Raw genomic sequence first — 19,777 nt, forward strand, 5'->3', positions numbered from 1 at the left:
CTTGTTCCAACGAAAGTAGCTTTGAAGTAACAGTAAGCGGAACACCAAATGTCGATACACTTGCTGACCAAGCTGAATGTGGATCGTATATCTTACCAGCGCTTACCGACGGCAACTATTTTACAGGCACCAATGGTACAGGAACACCACTTAATGCTGGTGATACTATTTCTACAACGCAGACTATTTATATTTATAACGACATAGGAACAGCCCCTAATACCTGCTCTAATGAAAGTAGTTTTGACATTATAATTTTTCCAGCTATAGATTTCTCCTTAGATGAATCAAATATTTCCATAAGCAACAGTACACTTATTGTTTCTATGACGGATCAAACTCTAGACTATTTATATGCCGTAGATTATTCGAGCACGCAGACCTCTAATATTTTTAACGATCTTTCAGAAGGTGTTCATACCTTATATGTCACTGATCTTAACGGTTGCGTCATTAAATCATTGCCATTTGAGATTGAAGTAGAGCTTTTCATTCCTGTGTTTTTCACACCTAATAATGATACATTTAATGATTTCTGGACTGTTATTGACAGAAATAACATTGTAGAAGAAATCCTTATATTTAATAGATACGGGAAACTAATTAAACAATTAATTCCTTCAAATTACTCTTGGGATGGCTATTACAATGGAAAAATGCTAGAGTCGAATGATTTCTGGTATTTAATCACATTAAAAAATGGTGACGAACTTAGAGGGCATTTTGCTTTAAAGCATTAGAGGCTGTTATTGTCTAAAGTTATGATAATGGACTTCCTGATTAAAATCTTGAAGTCCATTTTATTTTAACGCAATTGTAACGTACTTCTGATTTAAATTATAAGCGCTTTATTGTAACTTTGCTGTATGCGATTTAAAATTGAGTCCGAATTTAAACCTACTGGTGATCAACCACAAGCTATAAAAAAATTAGCTGCAGGTATTGATGGAAAAGAAAAGTATCAAACCCTTTTAGGTGTTACAGGTTCCGGTAAAACATTTACGGTCGCCAATGTGATTGAAGAAGTGCAACGCCCAACATTAGTTTTGGCCCACAACAAAACATTGGCAGCACAACTCTATTCTGAGTTTAAGCAATTTTTCCCAGATAATGCTGTTGAGTATTTTGTATCCTACTATGATTATTACCAACCCGAAGCCTATATTCCTGTTTCTGGCGTTTATATAGAAAAAGATTTATCTATTAATGAGGAAATTGAGAAGATGCGTTTGAGTACCACGTCTTCCCTACTTTCTGGTCGACGTGATGTCATTGTGATTGCCTCCGTGTCATGTTTATATGGTATTGGGAATCCTGTGGAATTTCAAAAAAATGTAATTACATTAGAACGCGACCAAGTTATTTCGCGTACCAAATTACTCCATCAACTCGTTCAAAGTTTATATTCAAGAACGGAAGCCGACTTCAAAAATGGTAACTTCAGAATTAAAGGAGATACTGTAGATGTTTTTCCTGGATATGCAGATCATGCGTTCAGAATTCATTTTTTTGGTGATGAAATTGAAGAAATTGAAGCGTTTGACTCGAGATCGAACGAAGTTATAGAACGTTACGACCGCCTCAATATTTATCCAGCAAACATGTTTGTCACCTCGCCAGATGTATTGAATGGAGCGATTAAAGATATCCAAGACGATTTAGTAAAACAATACGATTATTTCAAAGACATAGGAAAACATCTTGAAGCCAAACGATTAAAAGAGCGTACCGAATTTGATTTGGAAATGATTCGTGAACTAGGTTATTGCTCTGGCATTGAAAATTATTCGAGATATTTAGATGGACGATTACCAGGCACACGACCATTCTGTTTGTTAGATTATTTTCCAGATGATTTTTTAATGGTAGTTGATGAGAGTCACGTTACCATTTCCCAAGTGCATGCCATGTATGGAGGAGATAGAAGCCGAAAAGTAAATTTGGTAGATTACGGTTTCCGTTTACCTGCTGCTATGGATAATAGGCCTTTAAAGTTTGAAGAATTTGAAGCCCTTCAAAATCAAGTCATCTATGTGTCTGCAACTCCTGCCGATTATGAGATGCAAAAAAGTGATGGTGTTTATGTAGAGCAAGTGATTCGTCCAACAGGGTTGCTAGACCCTATTATTGAAGTAAGACCAAGTTTAAATCAGATTGATGATTTAATTGAAGAAATACAAAATCGTGTTGAAAAAGACGAGCGTACTTTGGTAACGACTCTGACGAAACGAATGGCAGAAGAACTGACCAAATATTTAACTAGAATTTCTGTACGAACCAGATACATTCATAGTGATGTCGATACTTTGGAACGTGTGGAAATCATGCAAGATTTACGTAAAGGAGTTTTTGATGTATTGGTTGGCGTCAATTTATTGCGTGAAGGTTTAGATTTACCCGAAGTATCATTGGTTGCTATTTTAGATGCAGACAAAGAAGGGTTTTTACGTTCGGCACGTTCACTGACACAAACCGTAGGAAGAGCAGCAAGACACCTAAACGGAAAAGCGATAATGTATGCTGATAAAATTACCAAAAGCATGCAAAAAACAATTGATGAAACGAATTACCGTCGTGAGAAACAGATGGCATATAACACCAAACACAATCTCGTTCCGAAAGCCTTAAATAAAAGTTTGGACAGTGCTTTAACCAAAAATTCAGTAAGTACCTACCGAACAGAACTCGATGCACAAATAGCTGCAGAGCCAGAAAGTGAATACTTAACGAAAGGTGAACTCGAAAAGAAAATTAGAGAACGACGAAAATTAATGGAACAAGCGGCTAAAGCTTTAGACTTTTTGGAAGCGGCTCGGTTTAGAGATGAGATAACGGCTTACCAGAGTAAATTGGAAAAGTTGAAGGTTTAAAGAAGAGGTCAGTGGTCAGAAAAAAGTGTAAAGTAAATTAGTAATAGACACTTCACTAGCAAATTGTCAATATATTACTTTGTACCAAGTACTAATTATACTGCACTTTAAAAATATCAATTAAGAAATCTGGTGGTACAATTTTATTCGGAAAACTATCCATTAAATCTAATACGCGATTAATAGACTCATGACTTAATCCCATACGCAATCCGAAATTGTGAATTTTAACCAATTGTTTTGGAGCGACTTTATGATCTAAATTCATAAGCAATACTAATCTATGAAATTGAACAATACGCTCACTATGTGATTTTAAATTCACATATGTTACAGGGTGTTCAAAAAGATATTGAAAATCCTCTTTAGAAATTTCCAACTGTTTAGCAATACTGAATAAGAAATTATATTCAATAGACCTTATATTTTCATCTGTTTGAGCGAAGGCAATCATCTCGGAAAGCAAACTCAGTTTTTCAACGCGATTAATCATGATTTAATGGGGATTATTTTATACTGTAAAGTTACAGAGGTAGTTTATTTTATTGTCGTTGATATAATGTATCTTGTCGAAAAATTGATTGTACTTAGTCGATTTTTTTAAACGTTTATCAAAATATTACATCGCTTACAACATGAAATTGAAGCATTTACACCTGCTATTTCTAGTATTTATTTCACACCAATTAACCGCTCAAAGCACTGCATCTGAACAGATTATAAAATTCAGCATTACGGCTCCGCAACTTCATTCCGAAAAAACTATTTGGGTGTATTTACCTACAAATTATAAAAAAACTAAAAAATCGTATCCTGTCATTTATATGCATGATGCTCAAAATTTATTTGATGTTGAGACATCCTACGTAGGTGAATGGGGAGTAGATGAATATTTAGATACGCTTACAGATAATCAAAGCATAATTATTGGAATTGAACACGGCAATGCAAAACGTATAGATGAACTCACACCATATAAACACGAAAAACATGGTGGAGGAAATGGAGATTCCTATTTAGCATTTATAAAAAACACCTTGAAACCTCATATAGATATTACTTATAGAACTCAACAAGAAGCCAAGCACACCTCAATTTTTGGATCATCCTTAGGAGGTTTACTATCCTTTTATGCTGTTATTAAATATCCAGAAACATTCGGAAACGCTGGAGTATTCTCACCTGCATTTTGGATTAATCCTGAAATCTTTGATTTGGTTGAAGCTACTCATATTCCAGAAACATCAAGTTTTTATTTTTTAGCTGGAACTGATGAAGGTGACACCATGATACCTAAGTTAGAAGAAATGCTTAACTTGTTAAAATCTAAAGGAGTTAAAGACAATCAATATGAAAGCCATATTATTGAAGGTGGTCAACACAATGAAAAATTATGGGCAGCTCACTTTGGAGACGCTTATCAATATTTAATATATAACAATTAACGTATTCTCATTTTCATGGGAATGAAAATAAATCCTCAATGACTAACAACGACATATTTAAAAAATTAAGAGTCGCACATAAACTAAGAGACGATGATATCGTCAAAATCCTAGAATTAGTGGATTTCAGAATTTCTAAAAGCGAGCTTAACGCCATGTTTAGAAATGAAGACCATCCTAAATACATGGAGTGTGGTGATCAAATTCTAAGAAACTTCCTCAATGGGTTAATTATTCATTTACGTGGACCAATGCCCAAAAAGGGAGAGAAGAAAAAAGTAGAAAAGAAAAAGGAATAGATGTTCTCCACTTTACACCAATCAAAGGGTATAAAATAATAACAAAAAAAGAGCAACAAATTAATGTTGCTCTTTTATATTTTATATAATTCCAATCTAGTTATATACTGAAACAAGTTCAGCATGTCATAATCGTATTATGACAAAACTTCTTGCACCTTATCAGCTGCCTCTTGGAATTCAGTTGCACTCATCACATCTAATCCAGAATTATCAATTAATTCTTTAGCAATATCTGCATTTGTTCCTTGTAAACGTACGATGATTGGTACATTAATATTACCCATGTTTTTATAAGCGTCAATAACACCTTGTGCCACACGGTCACATCTTACAATACCACCAAAAATGTTAATTAAGATCGCTTTTACAGCAGGATCTTTTAATATAATTTCAAAAGCGGCCTCTACTCTAGCGGCATCAGCAGTACCACCAACATCTAAAAAGTTAGCTGGCTCACCACCTGCTTGCTTAATTAAATCCATAGTTGCCATTGCCAAACCAGCACCATTAACCATACAACCAACGTTTCCGTCTAAGTCTACATAGTTTAATCCTAAAGCACCTGCTTCAACTTCAATTTGATTTTCCTCACGTAAATCACGTAATTCAGCTAAATCTCTATGTCTGTATAACGCGTTAGCATCTAACGTTACTTTAGCATCAACTGCCATTATTTTACTATCACTTGTTTTTAAAACAGGGTTGATTTCAAATAAAGACGCATCTGATTTGTCATAAGCTGTATATAAAGCGGTAACAAATTTTGTCATTTCTTTAAAAGCAAGACCAGATAAGCCTAAGTTAAAAGCGATACGACGTGCTTGAAAAGGTAAAATCCCAGTTGAAGGATCAATTTCTTCATTATGTATTAATTCTGGTGTTTCTTCTGCAACAGTTTCAATATCCATTCCACCTTCCGTAGAATACACAATCATATTTCTACCTGTAGCACGATTTAATAACACAGAAATATAAAATTCGTCTGGCTCACTTTCACCTGGATAATAAACATCTTCAGCTACTAAAACTTGATGAACACGCTTACCTTCAGCAGAAGTTTGAGGCGTTACCAAATCCATACCGATGATTTGTCCTGCAATTTCTTCAACTTCCTTAAGGTTTTTGGCTAATTTTACACCTCCACCTTTTCCTCGTCCACCTGCATGAACTTGAGCTTTTATAACGTGCCAACCTGTTTCAGTTTCAGCCGTTAATTGCTTTGCTGCATCAACAGCTTCTTTAGCACTTTGAGCTACAATTCCACGTTGGATTCGTACTCCAAAACTGCTTAATAATTCTTTTCCTTGATATTCGTGTAAATTCATTTTTGATAAGAAATTTATTGGTCTGACAAAAGTAAGCATACTAATAGTTTTTACCAATAGTTTTTAAAATTGATTTATCACTTGCTAGAACACAATCTCGAAGTCTAATCAATTAAACGCTTTATCGCAGAAAATGCCTTATCTACCAAATAGTCTTCCACTACAATGGTAAACTCATTAGTGGTAGAAACTACTTCATATAAGGTAATATTCTCCCATGCCAACCGCTTAAATATTTGATAATACAAGCCAACAATTTTGGAATTCCCTTTAGGCAAATAAATACTAATAGCGGACAATTTTTCCTGTAAGCCGATTTGTGTCTCTTTATGGAAGGCCTTGAGAACGCGCTCTTTTTCCGATGTTGAGATAATTATATTGCTTTCAAACATACCACGTGTAAAGGCATAAAAAATTTGATGATTTTCACTAATATTTTCTAAAATTTGTGAATGACTGTGGATTAAAGTCTTCGAGTTTTCAAATGTAAAATCACTGAGGTTAGAACGCACTGTAATATCACCTATTTGGTTAAAGGCTTTTTTTAAACTTCTAGAATTTTCAAGATTAAATGGCTGTTGGTAGCGTCGCAATGCCATCATAATAGCACCATCTTTTACCGGTTTTCTAAGCATTTCAGAAACTGGTGCATTCAACTCTTTAGCTAAAGCAGAAAAGTTAATAATCTCTCTTGATAGACCTTCTTCTAAAAAAGGACTAGCCACAATTAAATCTTGAACACAAGATGCTATCGTCTTCATATTTGTTTAATTTTGTTAACTATTTAACATTCTGTGTAAAAATAGCTATTTTTTATCATTTTTATGTTTATAATAAGGATTACATTTACTTTCGCCACCTAACTTTTAAGAATAGAGAATAATGAAGGAAAATACCTTATTACAGATTGCAAAGGATTTTGGAAGTCCTGTTTATGTATATGATGCTGAAAAAATTGAAACGCAATACAAGCGATTAACGAAAGCATTTAGTAAGGTAAAACATTTGAAACTTAACTATGCTGTGAAGGCATTGTCTAATATTTCAGTATTAAAATTATTTAATAAATTAGGTTCTGGAATTGATACCGTTTCAATTCAAGAATTACGATTAGGCTTAAAAGCCGGTTTTAAACCTGAAAATATTATTTTCACTCCTAATGGTGTATCCCTTGAAGAGATTGAAGAAGCTGCAAAATTAGGTGTTCAGATTAATATTGATAATTTATCCATCTTAGAACAATTTGGGACTAAACATCCTAAAGTACCGGTATGTATTCGTATCAATCCACACGTGATGGCTGGTGGAAACACTAATATTTCAGTTGGGCATATTGATAGTAAATTCGGCATCTCAATTCATCAAATTCCGTTGTTACTGCGCATAGTTGAAAACACAAAAATGAATATCAACGGTATTCACATGCATACTGGAAGTGATATTTTAGATATTGATGTCTTCTTGTACGCGAGTGAAATTCTTTTTGAAACGGCTAAAAACTTTAAGACATTAGAATTTATAGATTTTGGATCAGGATTTAAAGTCCCTTATAAAAAAGGAGACATTGAAACTAATATTGAAGAATTAGGTGATAAATTAGCACAACGCTTCAATGAATTCTGCAAAGAATACGGTAAAGATTTAACCTTAGCCTTTGAACCTGGTAAATTTTTAGTGAGTGAAGCTGGAGTCTTTTTAGCTAAAGTTAATGTGGTAAAGCAAACCACTTCAACGGTTTTTGCTCAGATCGATTCTGGATTCAATCACCTTATACGACCAATGTTATATGGTTCTAAACATGATATTTTAAACATTTCAAATCCAAAAGGACGCGAGCGTTTTTATTCGGTTGTAGGCTACATTTGTGAGACCGATACGTTTGCCAATAACAGACGCATTCCTGAAATAAACGAAGGTGACATTCTATGCTTTAAAAATGCAGGTGCCTATTGCTACTCTATGGCAAGCAACTATAATTCACGATACAGACCTGCTGAAGTTTTGTTATATAAAGGAAAAGCACAATTGATTAGAAAACGTGAAACTTTTGATGATATTTTAAATAATCAAATTGAAATCACTATTTAATTTAATCTATCTGAGTTAATATTTTATGGAATTAAAGTAACTCAGTCTATGGTTTGCAATTATCTTTGAGAAGATTAAAAACCCTTCCCATGACTCAAATTGCGCCTAAAATAATCCGTCAAGTTTTTATTTTATTATTAATCTTACTTTTTGGAAGTTTGATTTTTCGTGAAATGCTCCCTTACTTGACAGGTGTTTTAGGCGCAATTACGTTTTATATTCTACTAAGGAAAGTAATGAAACGTTTAGTCAACCAATATAATTGGAACGCAACTTTAGCCGCTTTAACTTTAATGTTAGGCTCTTTCGTTGTTATTATGGTGCCACTTACGGGTTTTGGAATTATGATCGGTAATAAAGTTTCTGATGTTGCTGATAATAGCGGAAAGGTGATTAACGCGTTTAAGGAGCAAGTTGGACAATTAAAATTTAAAACTGGATTTGATGTCAATTCTCAAATAGACACTGAAGCGATTACATCATGGCTTTCTAATAGTGCACAGAGCATGGTAGGCGATACTTTTAATTTATTGGTAGCTATTGGGTTGATGTACTTTATGCTTTACTTCATGCTTACTAATCGAAAAGAATTAAGGCAGTCGCTCCGCGATTATATTCCAATGAATAATAGCAATATTGCAGAAATTGGAAAAGAAGTCCAAGCCATGGTAAAATCGAATGCTATCGGAATTCCATTGGTAGCCATAGCACAAGGAATAATTGCTTTAATTGGTTTTTTAATTTTTGGTATTGAAGACCCTTTATTTTGGTTTGTGATTGTCACTATTGGCTCTATGATTCCTTTTATAGGCACTTTTGTTGGTATTATTCCTGTTTTTATACTCACCTTATCCAGTGGTCAAACAGCTCAGGCTTGGGGTATTTTAATATATGGTGTCGTAGTTGTTGGCTCTACTGATAATATTATTAGACTGTACGTATTAAAAAAACTTGACGATGTACATCCTTTAGTTACGCTTATCGGTGTAATTGTAGGGGTTCCTCTATTTGGATTTATCGGCTTAATTTTCGGACCACTACTGATTAGTATTTTTATGGCTTTAGTAAAAATATATACCGAAGAATATGGTAAGACATTAGATAGCGCACCAGAGGAGCAAAATTAAATTATAGAATGGTTATTAAGTTATTCGTAACTTTATAACATCATTCTAATCAATTTAATCAACGCATCTCTATGAATTCTCAATCACAATCACCCCATCAAACACTTTATGTTGCCTTATTATTTCTATTAACTAGTGTTCTTTCTTTTGCACAAGGCACTAGATTACTAAGACAACCAGATATCAGTGCCACACATATTACGTATACCTACGGAAGTGATATTTGGGTTTCTGCAATAAATTCTAGCGAAGCTAAACGTATTACTTCAACTGCTGCTGGCGAATCTAATCCTTATTTTTCACCAGATGGTAATTGGATTGCGTTCAGTTCTAACAGAGCAGGAACAAACAATGTTTATGTGGTTTCTAAAAATGGTGGTGAACCCAAACGATTAACGTGGCATCCTAGTGGATCAACCGTTAGAGGTTGGACCAATGACGGTAAACATATATTATTTACGAGTAATCGAGAAACCGCTCCACGACCATATAATAGACTTTACACCATTTCAGTTGAAGGCGGAGCACCTCAACTTCTAACCAAACAATGGAGTAATGATGGGTCTTATTCACCTGATGGCAAAAAATTGATTTTAGATAAAATGGATCGTTGGGATGAAGAATGGCGCGCTTATAGAGGTGGGCAAAATACACCATTAATTATACTAGATTTAAAAACCCAAACTGAAGTTTTACTGCCTAATGAACACACTACAGATATTCAACCGATGTGGTTAGGTGATACTATTTATTTTTTATCCGATCGTGATTTAGTCTCTAATATTTGGTCGTATACTCCATCAAGCAAAACACTGAGACAAATCACATCACTTGAAGGTTCTGATATTAAATGGTTAAGTGGTAACAACGACACTTTAATTTATGAGCGCGATGGTTATTTACACACCATGTCTATTTCAATAGGCACACACACACAATTAACAATTAACGTGATTGGTGATTTCCCATGGTCGGAAACCAAATGGGAAGATGTATCAAATTCGACGCGTTCAGCATCCTTATCACCAAATGGTAAACGTGCTATTATGCAATCTCGTGGAGATATATTTACAATCCCTGTTGAATTTGGAGACTCTAGAAACATCACCGAAAGTTCAGGTACCGCAGATAGACGGCCAATTTGGTCACCAAAAGGAGATAAAATAGCTTGGTTTTCTGATGCGGATAGAAAAAATTATACCTTAATGATTTCCGATCAAGATGGCTTATCGCAACCTGAAGTTATTTCTATTGGAGAATCAAAATTAGCTTGGAATCCCACATGGTCACCAGATGGAAAGTATATCGCCTTTGTTGATGATGATGTACGCTTAAAATTCGTAAACCTAGAAACGAAAAAGATTAAAACTATTGCTATTGGAGGCACAAATTTAGAACGTAACAGTATTGAATTAAAATGGTCACCAGACAGTAACTATATGGCGTATGAAAAGTCGGCTTCCAATAACTTCAGACAAATCTATATCTATTCGTTAGAAAATGACACCTCAAAACCCATCACAGATGCTTTTGCAGATTCCTTTTCACCTGCTTGGGATATGAACCAAAAACAACTTTACTTTTTAGCGAGTACAGATGTTGCCTTGGCTTCTGGTTGGGCAAATACCAGTTCAATGACTGCAGACCCGGCGTATGCTGCATATGTTATTAATTTAGATGCCAATGATGATTCTCCTTTTAAACCTAAAAGTGATGAAGAAGATATCAAAGAGGACACTGATGATAAAAGTGATGACAACAAGGAAGGTAAAGATTCTAAAGACAAAAAAGACGACGAAAAGAAGCCTATGACTATAGACTTTGATAATATTGGCCGTAGAACACTTGCCCTACCGATACCTTCAAGAAACTATGGTTATATTATTGCTGGTAAAAAAGGATCCCTGTTTATATCTGAATATATCCCTAATGACAGAGGAGCCACCTTACATAAATTTGATCTAGAAAAGCAAGACCTTAAAGAATTTGCTTCTGGAGTGAGGTCCGTGTCAGTAACGACCAACGGTGAACATATGTTAGCTCAAATTAATGGAGACTGGCAAGTTATAAGTACAGGGGGAGGTGATGCCAAAGGAGGCAAACGTCTTAAGATAGATTTACAAATGAAATTAGACCGTTCAGCCGAATGGGAACAAATGTTTGAAGAGGCTTGGAGATATGAACGCGATTATTTTTATGACCCTAATATGCATGGTCGTGATTGGAACGCGGTTTACAAACGTTATGCTTCCTTAGTGCCATTTATTAAGCATCGTGCGGATTTATATTATATTTTAGATCAGGTCAATGGTGAATTATCTGTTGGTCATAGTTTTGTATTTGGTGGTGATTATCCAGATATAGAACGTTCCACAACGGGTTTACTTGGAGCTGATATGGTCACTGATAAATCTCATTGGAAAATTGACCGCATCTACACTACCGAAAGCTGGAATCCTGGTTTAACTGGCCCTTTGGATGCGCCCGGATTAAATATAAAAGAAGGTCAATATATTGTTGGAATCAACGGTAAAGAAATTAAAGCCGACGCTAATTTTTATAAATATTTAGACGGCACTGCTGGAAAACAAACCATCCTTCATATTAATGATCAACCAGAATTTAAAGGGAATTGGCAGGAAATTATTGAGCCTATACGCAGCGAAAATTCTTTGAGACAACGCACTTGGGTTGAAGACAACCGTAGATTAGTTGATAAATTATCAAACGGACGTTTGGGCTATATCTGGGTTCCAAATACAGGAGGCCCTGGTTTTGTATCTTTCAATAGGTATTATTTCGCCCAACAAGACAAAGAGGGAGCCGTAATAGATGAACGTTTTAACGGTGGTGGTTTATTGGATGATTATATGGTAGATTTAATGACACGAAGCCTTAGAGCTGGATTAACAAATGAGGTACCAAACGGCAAACCGCTGACATTACCTGCTGGTATCTTAGGCCCAAAAGTATTATTGATAAATGAACTTGCAGGTTCTGGTGGAGATTTTTTTCCGTGGGTTTTTAGACAGCAGAATGTTGGTAAATTAATTGGTATGACCACTTGGGGAGGTTTGGTAAAATCCTCAACACATTATGCTTTAATTGATGGAGGAGCTTTAACAGCACCAGATAATGCCGTATTTGATCCGATAAATAATAAATGGATTGCAGAGAATGTCGGTATCGCACCAGATATTAAAGTAAGACAAGATGCTAAAGCGTTATTTAACGGAAGAGATCCACAACTAGAAAAAGCCATTGAAGAATTAATGAATCAATTGGGCATAAAAAAAGAGGTTAAAATCCCACCGTTTCCCCAACCCGCAAAAGGAAATTAATATATGACAGGTTTAGATATTGTAATAAAATTTGCCGTAATCCTTTTTGCAAGATTAGGAATACGGCTAGTATCTAAATTTATTAAAATGAACAAAGAAGAAAAAGATGATGCCGTTTAGTCCATTAATCAATAATTAAGGTTTCACTTCTGAAGTTGATTTTAAAGGGGTATTCACCCAATAGGTATTAACATCTATAATTTTGCTATTCAATCCACTTGAAGATAATGGCATCGTTTTATTGACTAAAATTAAATCTGATTTTAGTGGCTGATCCGTAAATATGTCTTGCGTAAAAAACTCTCTAAACTGAAACCCTAATAGCTTAGATTCTTTATAAATTGTAACACCTGAAACATCTCTTATTTTTTTCAATTTATAGGCAAAATCTTCTGATTGAACATCTCCTATGTCAAATTTGGTTCCAGCAGCCCAATCTACAACTTCAATCTTAACCACATTATTTTTAACTAACTTAATACTACTTACCATTAGTTTTTCGTCCTTAAAATAAAGCTTAATTCTATTTTTACTTTGAATTGAAGCATCATCAATAGATTTATTAAACGTAATATAAAACGCCTCTTTTTCAACATCAAAGTCAAAACTATCGACACGTAAAGGGTTAGGTTCTTTTATAATAAACCGGTTATTAAACGTCATATAATTTAAATACATCTTCCCTTCTACCTTTTTATATTCAATATTAATTTTGAACAGTGTATTTGAATCGTCTGATTTTTGACTATTAAAACCAAAGCTAGGAGTCCTTGTTCTAGTTGTTGAATAATTTTGATTTTCGAACATGTGATAATTGAGTCTGTGAATCGCATAATTAGATTTGGCAATATAAATTTTTCCTTTCACTCTAAATTTTGACTGTATATCTTCATTAGAATAAAAGTCTATTTCATATAACAATTCGTCTCCAATATATACCACCTTAGGACTCTCAAAGCGATGATTTGTAATAAAATCATCCTTTAAAACATAGATGAAAGAAAAACTTGATTTATTATAATTTCTAATCGGGTTATGGATATTTAAAATTTCTAACTCATTTCTACTTTTAACTCCTAACCGTGCATTATCATCTGTATCTATAATTTTAGAAATACCATATATACTATTCAGCAATAAAGTATCCTGATAAAAATCCGTATTAAGTTGATAGGAATAAAGTGCTGTTTGATTGTCTTTATACCTTAACTTGTTGGTATCAAAACCAGAATCAAAATTTTCAATAATGCCTTCATTTAGGTTGTAATAATTATCATTGACATATTGATAATCTCTGTAGTAACCAATGTAAGAATGTGATTGATTAGGATAATTACTTGGAATACTAAAGATGGCTTTCTTTATGATTGCCATTGAAGACTCTGTAATAGTGCGATTTGATTTGCTAGACGTCACCATAACAGCATCCAAACTTTCAATTTTTGGTTTTAGATAGATGATGTTAATCTTCTTAGAATCTAAGGAATTGATACTGATTACAAGTTTTTCATAACCAATGGAAGATATAATAATACGCTTATTGGTTTGCACAAAATGACCTGGTAATCTAAAACTACCTTCGTCATTGGCGACGAGACCAGATGATTCACCTTCAAACTGAATAGTAGCGTAGGATACCGGGAACTTTTCATTACTATCTACAACCCTACAAAACAATTCTACAGCACCTTGACTCATTGCTATTGAAGCATAACAAATAAAGACCACAGAGAATAAAATTGATTTTTTAGGCATACGATTAGCTTGTAACATCACTTTTTCTAAAGAAATGAAGGTAAAATAAAATTGATGCAAAAAAATTATTCGTTTTCAAGTTGATGCCTATACGAATCTATATTTTCCTTTTGATGTGCTGGCAATTCTGGTTCTTGTATATCATCATATTCTTTTAGCGTATCATATAAAATCTTGGCTACAATATATCGTGCGGTTGGTTTGTCATCTGCAGGAATATTATACCACGGAGCATGTGGTTTAGAAGTTCTATTTAAAGCATCTTCATAAAAGGTTTGGTATTCATCCCAACATTGACGTTCATCTAAATCGTCTGGAGAAAACTTCCAATTTTTTTCTGGTTTATCAAGTCTTCTTAATAATCTATTTTTCTGTTCATTTTTAGAAATATTTAGAAAAAACTTAAAAACGATGGTGCCATTATTGGCAATTTGCTTTTCAAAATTATTTATTTCATTGAAGCGTCTATCCCAAAAAGCATCATCTATATCATCTAAACTATTAATATGTGGCATGTTTTCATACAATAAGTATTCTGGGTGAACTCTAGTTACCAATACGTTTTCATAATGCGTCCTGTTAAAGATTCCGAACTTTCCTCTAGCTGGTAATGCTTTGACATGTCTCCAAAGATAATCATGCTTTAGCTCTAAATCTGTTGGCTTTTTAAAACTATGCGCTATAATTCCTCTGACGTTAAATTCTTTAAAAACCTCACGAATCAAGCTATCTTTACCAGCTGTATCCATACCCTGTATACACATTAAAACGGCATATTTACCATGCGCATACATTTTATTTTGAATGTCCGCTAAATCTTCACTGACTTTTCTTAATTCTTTTTCAATTTTCTTTTCTTTTACGCCTAAATCAATTGAAGTTTGTAAATCATCAATTTGTATTTGAGACGAAATTTTAAAATCATCAATATGAATATCTTTCATAAGTATTACATTTTATTTTGAAGCAAAAGCCTTTACATCACTTTCGCTCACTTCAGTTCCTCCTAAAATGATTAAACGCTCTACCACATTTCGTAGTTCACGAATATTTCCGGTCCAATCATAATTTTGAAGTAATTTTATAGCTTTATCAGAAAAGGATTTGTTTACATTGCCGTGTTCGTTCGAAATTTTCTGAGCAAAATAATTTATGAGAAGTGGAATATCCTCTCGTCTATCGTTTAGCGCTGGCACTTCAATTAAAATCACTGCTAGTCTATGGTATAAATCTTCTCTAAATTTACCGTCTTCAATTTCTTTTTTTAGGTTTTTGTTGGTCGCTGCTACCACCCTAACGTTCACCTTGATATCCTTGTCACTTCCCACGCGTTGAATACGACTTTCTTGCAAAGCACGTAATACTTTGGCCTGAGCCGATAAACTCATATCGCCAATTTCATCCAAAAATATAGTGCCACCATTAGCGGCTTCAAATTTACCTGCCCGGTCTTTAGCTGCAGATGTAAAAGCCCCTTTAACATGACCGAATAATTCACTTTCAATTAATTCTGAAGGGATTGCAGCACAATTCACTTCAATCATTGGGCCTTTTGAACGTTCACTTTTTTGGTGTAACCAATGGGCAACGAGTTCTTTTCCCGTTCCGTTAGGCCCTGTAACTAAAACACGAGCATCTGTTGGTGCCACTTTATCAATCATATTTTTAATACGAGCAATACCATCGCTTTCCCCAATCATCTCGTAATTTTTGCTGACTTTCTTCTTTAGTCTTTTATTCTCAACAACAAGTTCTTTTCTATCTAAAGCGATACGAACTGTATTTAAAAGTCGGTTTAAATCTGGTGGTTTAGAGATATAATCAAAAGCACCTAAACGCATCGTGTTAACTGCGGTATCTAAATCACCATGACCAGAAATCATAACCATTGGTGTTTCTGGCTTAATCTTTTTAACGGCTTCTAGCACTTCAACACCATCCATTTTTGGCATTTTGATATCACAAAGCACTAGGTCGTAATCTTCTTTTTTAATTTTTTCAATTCCAACTAAACCATCTTCTGCCTCTTCCACTTGGTATGTATCATTCTCTTCAGAAAGTATTTTTACCAGTACGCGTCTTATCGCAGCTTCATCTTCAATAATTAATATTTTTGGCATAACTCTATTTTAATCTTGTTATTATTTTTGATTAGGATGCATTCAAAAGTTGAATCAAACTTCAGAATGTCTCTAAACTTTTATTTTTGAATAATATGGATATCGCGTTGAGGAAACGGAATAGACACATTGTGTTCTCTAAAAAGGCGATCAATCTCAAACCTAATTTCACTCTTAGGAAACTGCGCTTTAAAACTATCTGATAATGTAAATGAGACTTTAAAATCTAACGAACTATCACCGAAATTAGTGAAAATAACTGCTGGAGGTGGCACAGAGAGCACATTGTCATTAGCACTTGCCGCTTGAAGCAATATTTTTTTAACTAATTGCACATCGCTTCCATAAGCTACGCCAACTTCGACACTTTCTCGCGTTGTAGATCCGTTTTGCGTCCAATTGTATAAACTGTTTTCTAAATATAAGTGATTCGGAATTATTAAAACCTTATTATCAATGGTTACTGCTCTGGTGGTTCGTAATTTAATCTCCTCTACCCGACCAACTTTACCGTCAATTTCTATAATATCACCAACATGTACAGATTGATCAATTAATATAAATATACCTGAGATAATATCTTGAAACAAGGTTTGCAGCGCTAAACCAATACCAATTAAAAGTGCTGCAGACGCGGCAAAAACTGCTGTGACATTTACACCAACACTATGCAGTGTAACCAAAAGTATGATGAGATAAACAAGCCATCTAAAATAGCCATAGACCACTCCAAATTTCCCTTTATCTTCTTCTGGTAATTTTCGGGTGATAACCTTTAGAGCTAACCTAAGTATAATCGTAGTTATAAATATGGCGGTAATGACAATAACAATATCAAGAATTGAAATACTAATATCCTCACCAATATTTAAATGCCAACCTAAGAAATCAGTGGTTTTCTCCCAAAGACTACTTTCTGTTATTTTATCTTCAATATCACTTAAGTTTTGAATCATTACTTAATATTTCAACCATTTAAAAAGCTCCTTATACGTTGGTTTTTTACCATACATTAAAATTCCAACACGATATATTTTAGCTGCAAACCATACCGCAAAAATAAAAGTACCGATTAAAAGTAATAGCGATAAACCTTGTTGCCAAAGCGGAACTCCAAAAGGGATTCGCATTAACATCACTACAGGAGAGGTCAAGGGTATAAATGAAAATACGGTTGACACGGTACCATGCGGATCTTCAATAACCGTAAACACCCCAACATAAACAGCCAAAATCAATGGCATAAGAATGGGCAACATAAACTGTTGAGTATCCGTTTCATTATCTACTGCTGCACCAATTGCTGCATAGAGTGAACTGTAAAGCAAATAACCACCTATAAAGAAAAATAAAAATGCTATAATAAGATTCGTCATTGGTAAATTACCTATGGCTACAATTAAGTTTTCGGCCATAACTTGCGCACCATCTGCTTGCATCGCTTGGTTCATCATTTCTTGCTGTGGAGATTGTACTTGCGTTAAATCTATTCCAAAAATGGTAGAGACGATAATCATTAAAACACCTCCTAAAATAACCCAAATTACAAATTGTGTAACACCAGCCAATGACGTCCCAATAATTTTGCCCATCATTAATTGAATAGGTTTTACAGAAGAAATAATAACTTCAATAATTCTGCTGGTTTTTTCTTCTATCACGCTACGCATAATCATATTACCGTAAATGATAATAAACATAAAAAGCAAATATCCTGCAGCTCCACCGAATGCAAGCTTCACAACATTATCTATTTTAGAACTCTTTTCACCTTCAAAACTTTCTTGGGCTATTTCTATATTAGTTTGAGACGCTTCAATTTGTGCTAGGGTGACACCGTCTAATTCAAGTTTTCTTTCTTTGAGTCGTTTTTCAATCTGTTGTTCTAAACTAGAAATGACACTTATGGATGGGGAATCTTCTGAGTAAAATTTCACATGCCCGGAAACGTCATCAAGTGACTTGGCCTTCCCAACATATAATAGGCCATAATCTTCTTTTTCTTTCACTAAGGCGATAGCATCCTCTAAACTTAAACCCGTTAGATTAGTATAGGTTGTAAATTCTGTATTTTGAAATACGTCTTTTACATAACCTGTTTCATCTAAAATTGAAATGGTTCGTTCCTTATCATTATTTAATTGGGATAAATAAGCGACAACTGCAATAAGCGCAATCATTATTAAAGGACTCAAAAACGTCATTACAATAAATGATTTATTCTTCACTTTTGTAAAATACTCTCGTTTTATAATTAATGGTAAATGATTCATTATTAATTGTTTTTTACAGTTTGAATAAAAATATCACTAGCAGAAGGTATCACTTCTACAAAATGATGTACTTCTGCTTTTAACGTTAAAAATGATAATAAATCATTTGGTGATGCTTGTTCGCCTAATTTTATATTCAACTTAATATCATCATTCAAGTTTTTAAACGTTGCCGGAAGCACTTCAAATTTATCTTGAATTTCAGCAAACACTTTTTCTCTATTAAAAGATTCTAACCCAACTTCGAAGGTATTGCTTTTAAACTGACGTTTGATATCATTTAATTTTCCGTCGAGTACTTTATTCGATTTGTGAATTAACGCAATATGATCACATAATTCTTCTACCGATTCCATGCGATGTGTTGAAAAAATCACCGTAGCACCTTCATCTCTTAACTGTAAAATCTCATCCTTTATCAAATTGGCATTTATTGGATCAAATCCAGAAAAGGGTTCATCAAAAATTAACAGTTTTGGTCGGTGAAGTACCGTTACAATAAACTGTATTTTTTGAGCTTGGCCTTTACTTAATTCTTGGATTTTCTTGTTCCACCAATCACCGATTTCTAGTTTATCGAACCAATATTTCAATCGCTCTTTAGCCTCGGTTTTGGTTAAGCCTTTTAACTGTGCCAAATACAAACATTGCTCACCCACTTTCATGGATTTATACAATCCACGTTCTTCTGGCAAATAACCAATATCTCTAATATGCATAGGTTTTAACGACTGTCCATCTAAAAGAACAGCACCTTCATCTGGCATAGTAATTTGATTAATAATACGGATCAATGTGGTTTTACCTGCTCCATTAGGGCCAAGTAAACCAAAGATGCTACCTTTTGGCACAGCAATAGATACTTGATTTAGTGCTTTAAAATTCCCGAAGCTTTTTGAAACGGAATTAGCAACTAATAAGTCATTCATATGTAACTAAATTTTATAGGATGTGGTTAATACGTAAATATATTAAATGTTATAGATTCTAAAATAAGAATACGTTACTATTTACTTTTTTTTTGAATATTCCAATCAGTTTTACTCGAAGTCAGATTATTATGTAACCAGATTTTAATGAGAATTTTAATTTCTTAAGCTGTTTAAGCAGATAATTTAAACAAAATTACAG

16 protein-coding genes are annotated in these 19,777 nt (G+C 34.0%); 7 read left to right on the forward strand and 9 right to left on the reverse strand.

Going from position 1 to position 19,777, the window contains the following annotated elements; genetic code table 11:
- On the forward strand, positions 1–740 hold a 740-nt coding region (locus KO515_RS09150; protein ID WP_215936067.1), incomplete at its 5' end, for a T9SS type B sorting domain-containing protein.
- A gap of 126 nt (positions 741–866) precedes the next feature.
- Positions 867–2,870, forward strand: a complete 2,004-nt coding sequence (uvrB, locus tag KO515_RS09155; RefSeq protein ID WP_215936068.1) for an excinuclease ABC subunit UvrB — start codon at positions 867–869, stop codon at positions 2,868–2,870.
- A 91-nt stretch (positions 2,871–2,961) separates the two neighbouring features.
- Here the strand turns inward: uvrB and KO515_RS09160 are convergent, their stop codons facing one another.
- A complete protein-coding gene (locus KO515_RS09160; RefSeq protein ID WP_215936069.1) occupies positions 2,962–3,363 on the reverse strand; it encodes a TerB family tellurite resistance protein in 402 nt (133 codons plus the stop codon).
- 142 nt (positions 3,364–3,505) lie between these two features.
- Between KO515_RS09160 and KO515_RS09165 the strand changes: the two genes are divergently transcribed.
- A complete protein-coding gene (locus tag KO515_RS09165; protein WP_215936070.1) occupies positions 3,506–4,315 on the forward strand; it encodes an alpha/beta hydrolase in 810 nt (269 codons plus the stop codon).
- A gap of 38 nt (positions 4,316–4,353) precedes the next feature.
- Positions 4,354–4,614, forward strand: coding sequence for a DUF1456 family protein (locus KO515_RS09170; protein WP_215936071.1), 261 nt, complete (start codon positions 4,354–4,356; stop codon positions 4,612–4,614).
- A 137-nt stretch (positions 4,615–4,751) separates the two neighbouring features.
- Here the strand turns inward: KO515_RS09170 and sucC are convergent, their stop codons facing one another.
- On the reverse strand, positions 4,752–5,942 hold the full coding sequence (sucC, locus tag KO515_RS09175; RefSeq protein WP_215936072.1) for an ADP-forming succinate--CoA ligase subunit beta: 1,191 nt from the start codon (positions 5,940–5,942) through the stop codon (positions 4,752–4,754).
- A gap of 104 nt (positions 5,943–6,046) precedes the next feature.
- The gene (locus KO515_RS09180; RefSeq protein ID WP_215936073.1) at positions 6,047–6,703 is read right to left on the reverse strand and encodes a hypothetical protein; all 657 of its coding nucleotides are present in this window, start codon (positions 6,701–6,703) and stop codon (positions 6,047–6,049) included.
- A gap of 121 nt (positions 6,704–6,824) precedes the next feature.
- Between KO515_RS09180 and lysA the strand changes: the two genes are divergently transcribed.
- From lysA to KO515_RS09195, 3 genes are all read left to right on the forward strand, one after another.
- Positions 6,825–8,030, forward strand: coding sequence for a diaminopimelate decarboxylase (lysA, locus tag KO515_RS09185; protein WP_215936074.1), 1,206 nt, complete (start codon positions 6,825–6,827; stop codon positions 8,028–8,030).
- Between the two features lie 89 nt (positions 8,031–8,119).
- Positions 8,120–9,157, forward strand: a complete 1,038-nt coding sequence (locus KO515_RS09190) for an AI-2E family transporter (RefSeq protein ID WP_215936075.1) — start codon at positions 8,120–8,122, stop codon at positions 9,155–9,157.
- Positions 9,158–9,228: 71 nt separating this feature from the next.
- Positions 9,229–12,498 carry a S41 family peptidase gene (locus KO515_RS09195; RefSeq protein ID WP_215936076.1) on the forward strand — a complete coding sequence of 1,090 codons (3,270 nt, stop codon included), beginning with the start codon at positions 9,229–9,231 and terminating at the stop codon, positions 12,496–12,498.
- 135 nt (positions 12,499–12,633) lie between these two features.
- Here the strand turns inward: KO515_RS09195 and KO515_RS09200 are convergent, their stop codons facing one another.
- From KO515_RS09200 to KO515_RS09225, 6 genes are all read right to left on the reverse strand, one after another.
- Entirely contained in the window at positions 12,634–14,253 is a 1,620-nt protein-coding gene (locus KO515_RS09200; RefSeq protein WP_215936077.1) for a carboxypeptidase-like regulatory domain-containing protein, read from the reverse strand.
- Between the two features lie 65 nt (positions 14,254–14,318).
- A complete protein-coding gene (locus tag KO515_RS09205) occupies positions 14,319–15,197 on the reverse strand; it encodes a PPK2 family polyphosphate kinase (RefSeq protein WP_215936078.1) in 879 nt (292 codons plus the stop codon).
- Positions 15,198–15,209: 12 nt separating this feature from the next.
- A complete protein-coding gene (locus KO515_RS09210) occupies positions 15,210–16,373 on the reverse strand; it encodes a sigma-54-dependent transcriptional regulator (RefSeq protein ID WP_215936079.1) in 1,164 nt (387 codons plus the stop codon).
- Positions 16,374–16,453: 80 nt separating this feature from the next.
- Positions 16,454–17,329: a mechanosensitive ion channel family protein gene (locus tag KO515_RS09215; RefSeq protein WP_215936080.1), complete on the reverse strand. Its 876-nt coding sequence runs from the start codon at positions 17,327–17,329 to the stop codon at positions 16,454–16,456.
- A gap of 3 nt (positions 17,330–17,332) precedes the next feature.
- Positions 17,333–18,646, reverse strand: coding sequence for an ABC transporter permease (locus KO515_RS09220; protein WP_215936081.1), 1,314 nt, complete (start codon positions 18,644–18,646; stop codon positions 17,333–17,335).
- A 2-nt stretch (positions 18,647–18,648) separates the two neighbouring features.
- A complete protein-coding gene (locus tag KO515_RS09225; protein ID WP_215936082.1) occupies positions 18,649–19,575 on the reverse strand; it encodes an ABC transporter ATP-binding protein in 927 nt (308 codons plus the stop codon).
- Between the last annotated feature and the right edge of the window lie 202 nt (positions 19,576–19,777).

This window comes from Winogradskyella psychrotolerans, assembly GCF_018860545.1.
GTDB classification, from domain to species: Bacteria; Bacteroidota; Bacteroidia; order Flavobacteriales; family Flavobacteriaceae; genus Winogradskyella; species Winogradskyella psychrotolerans_A.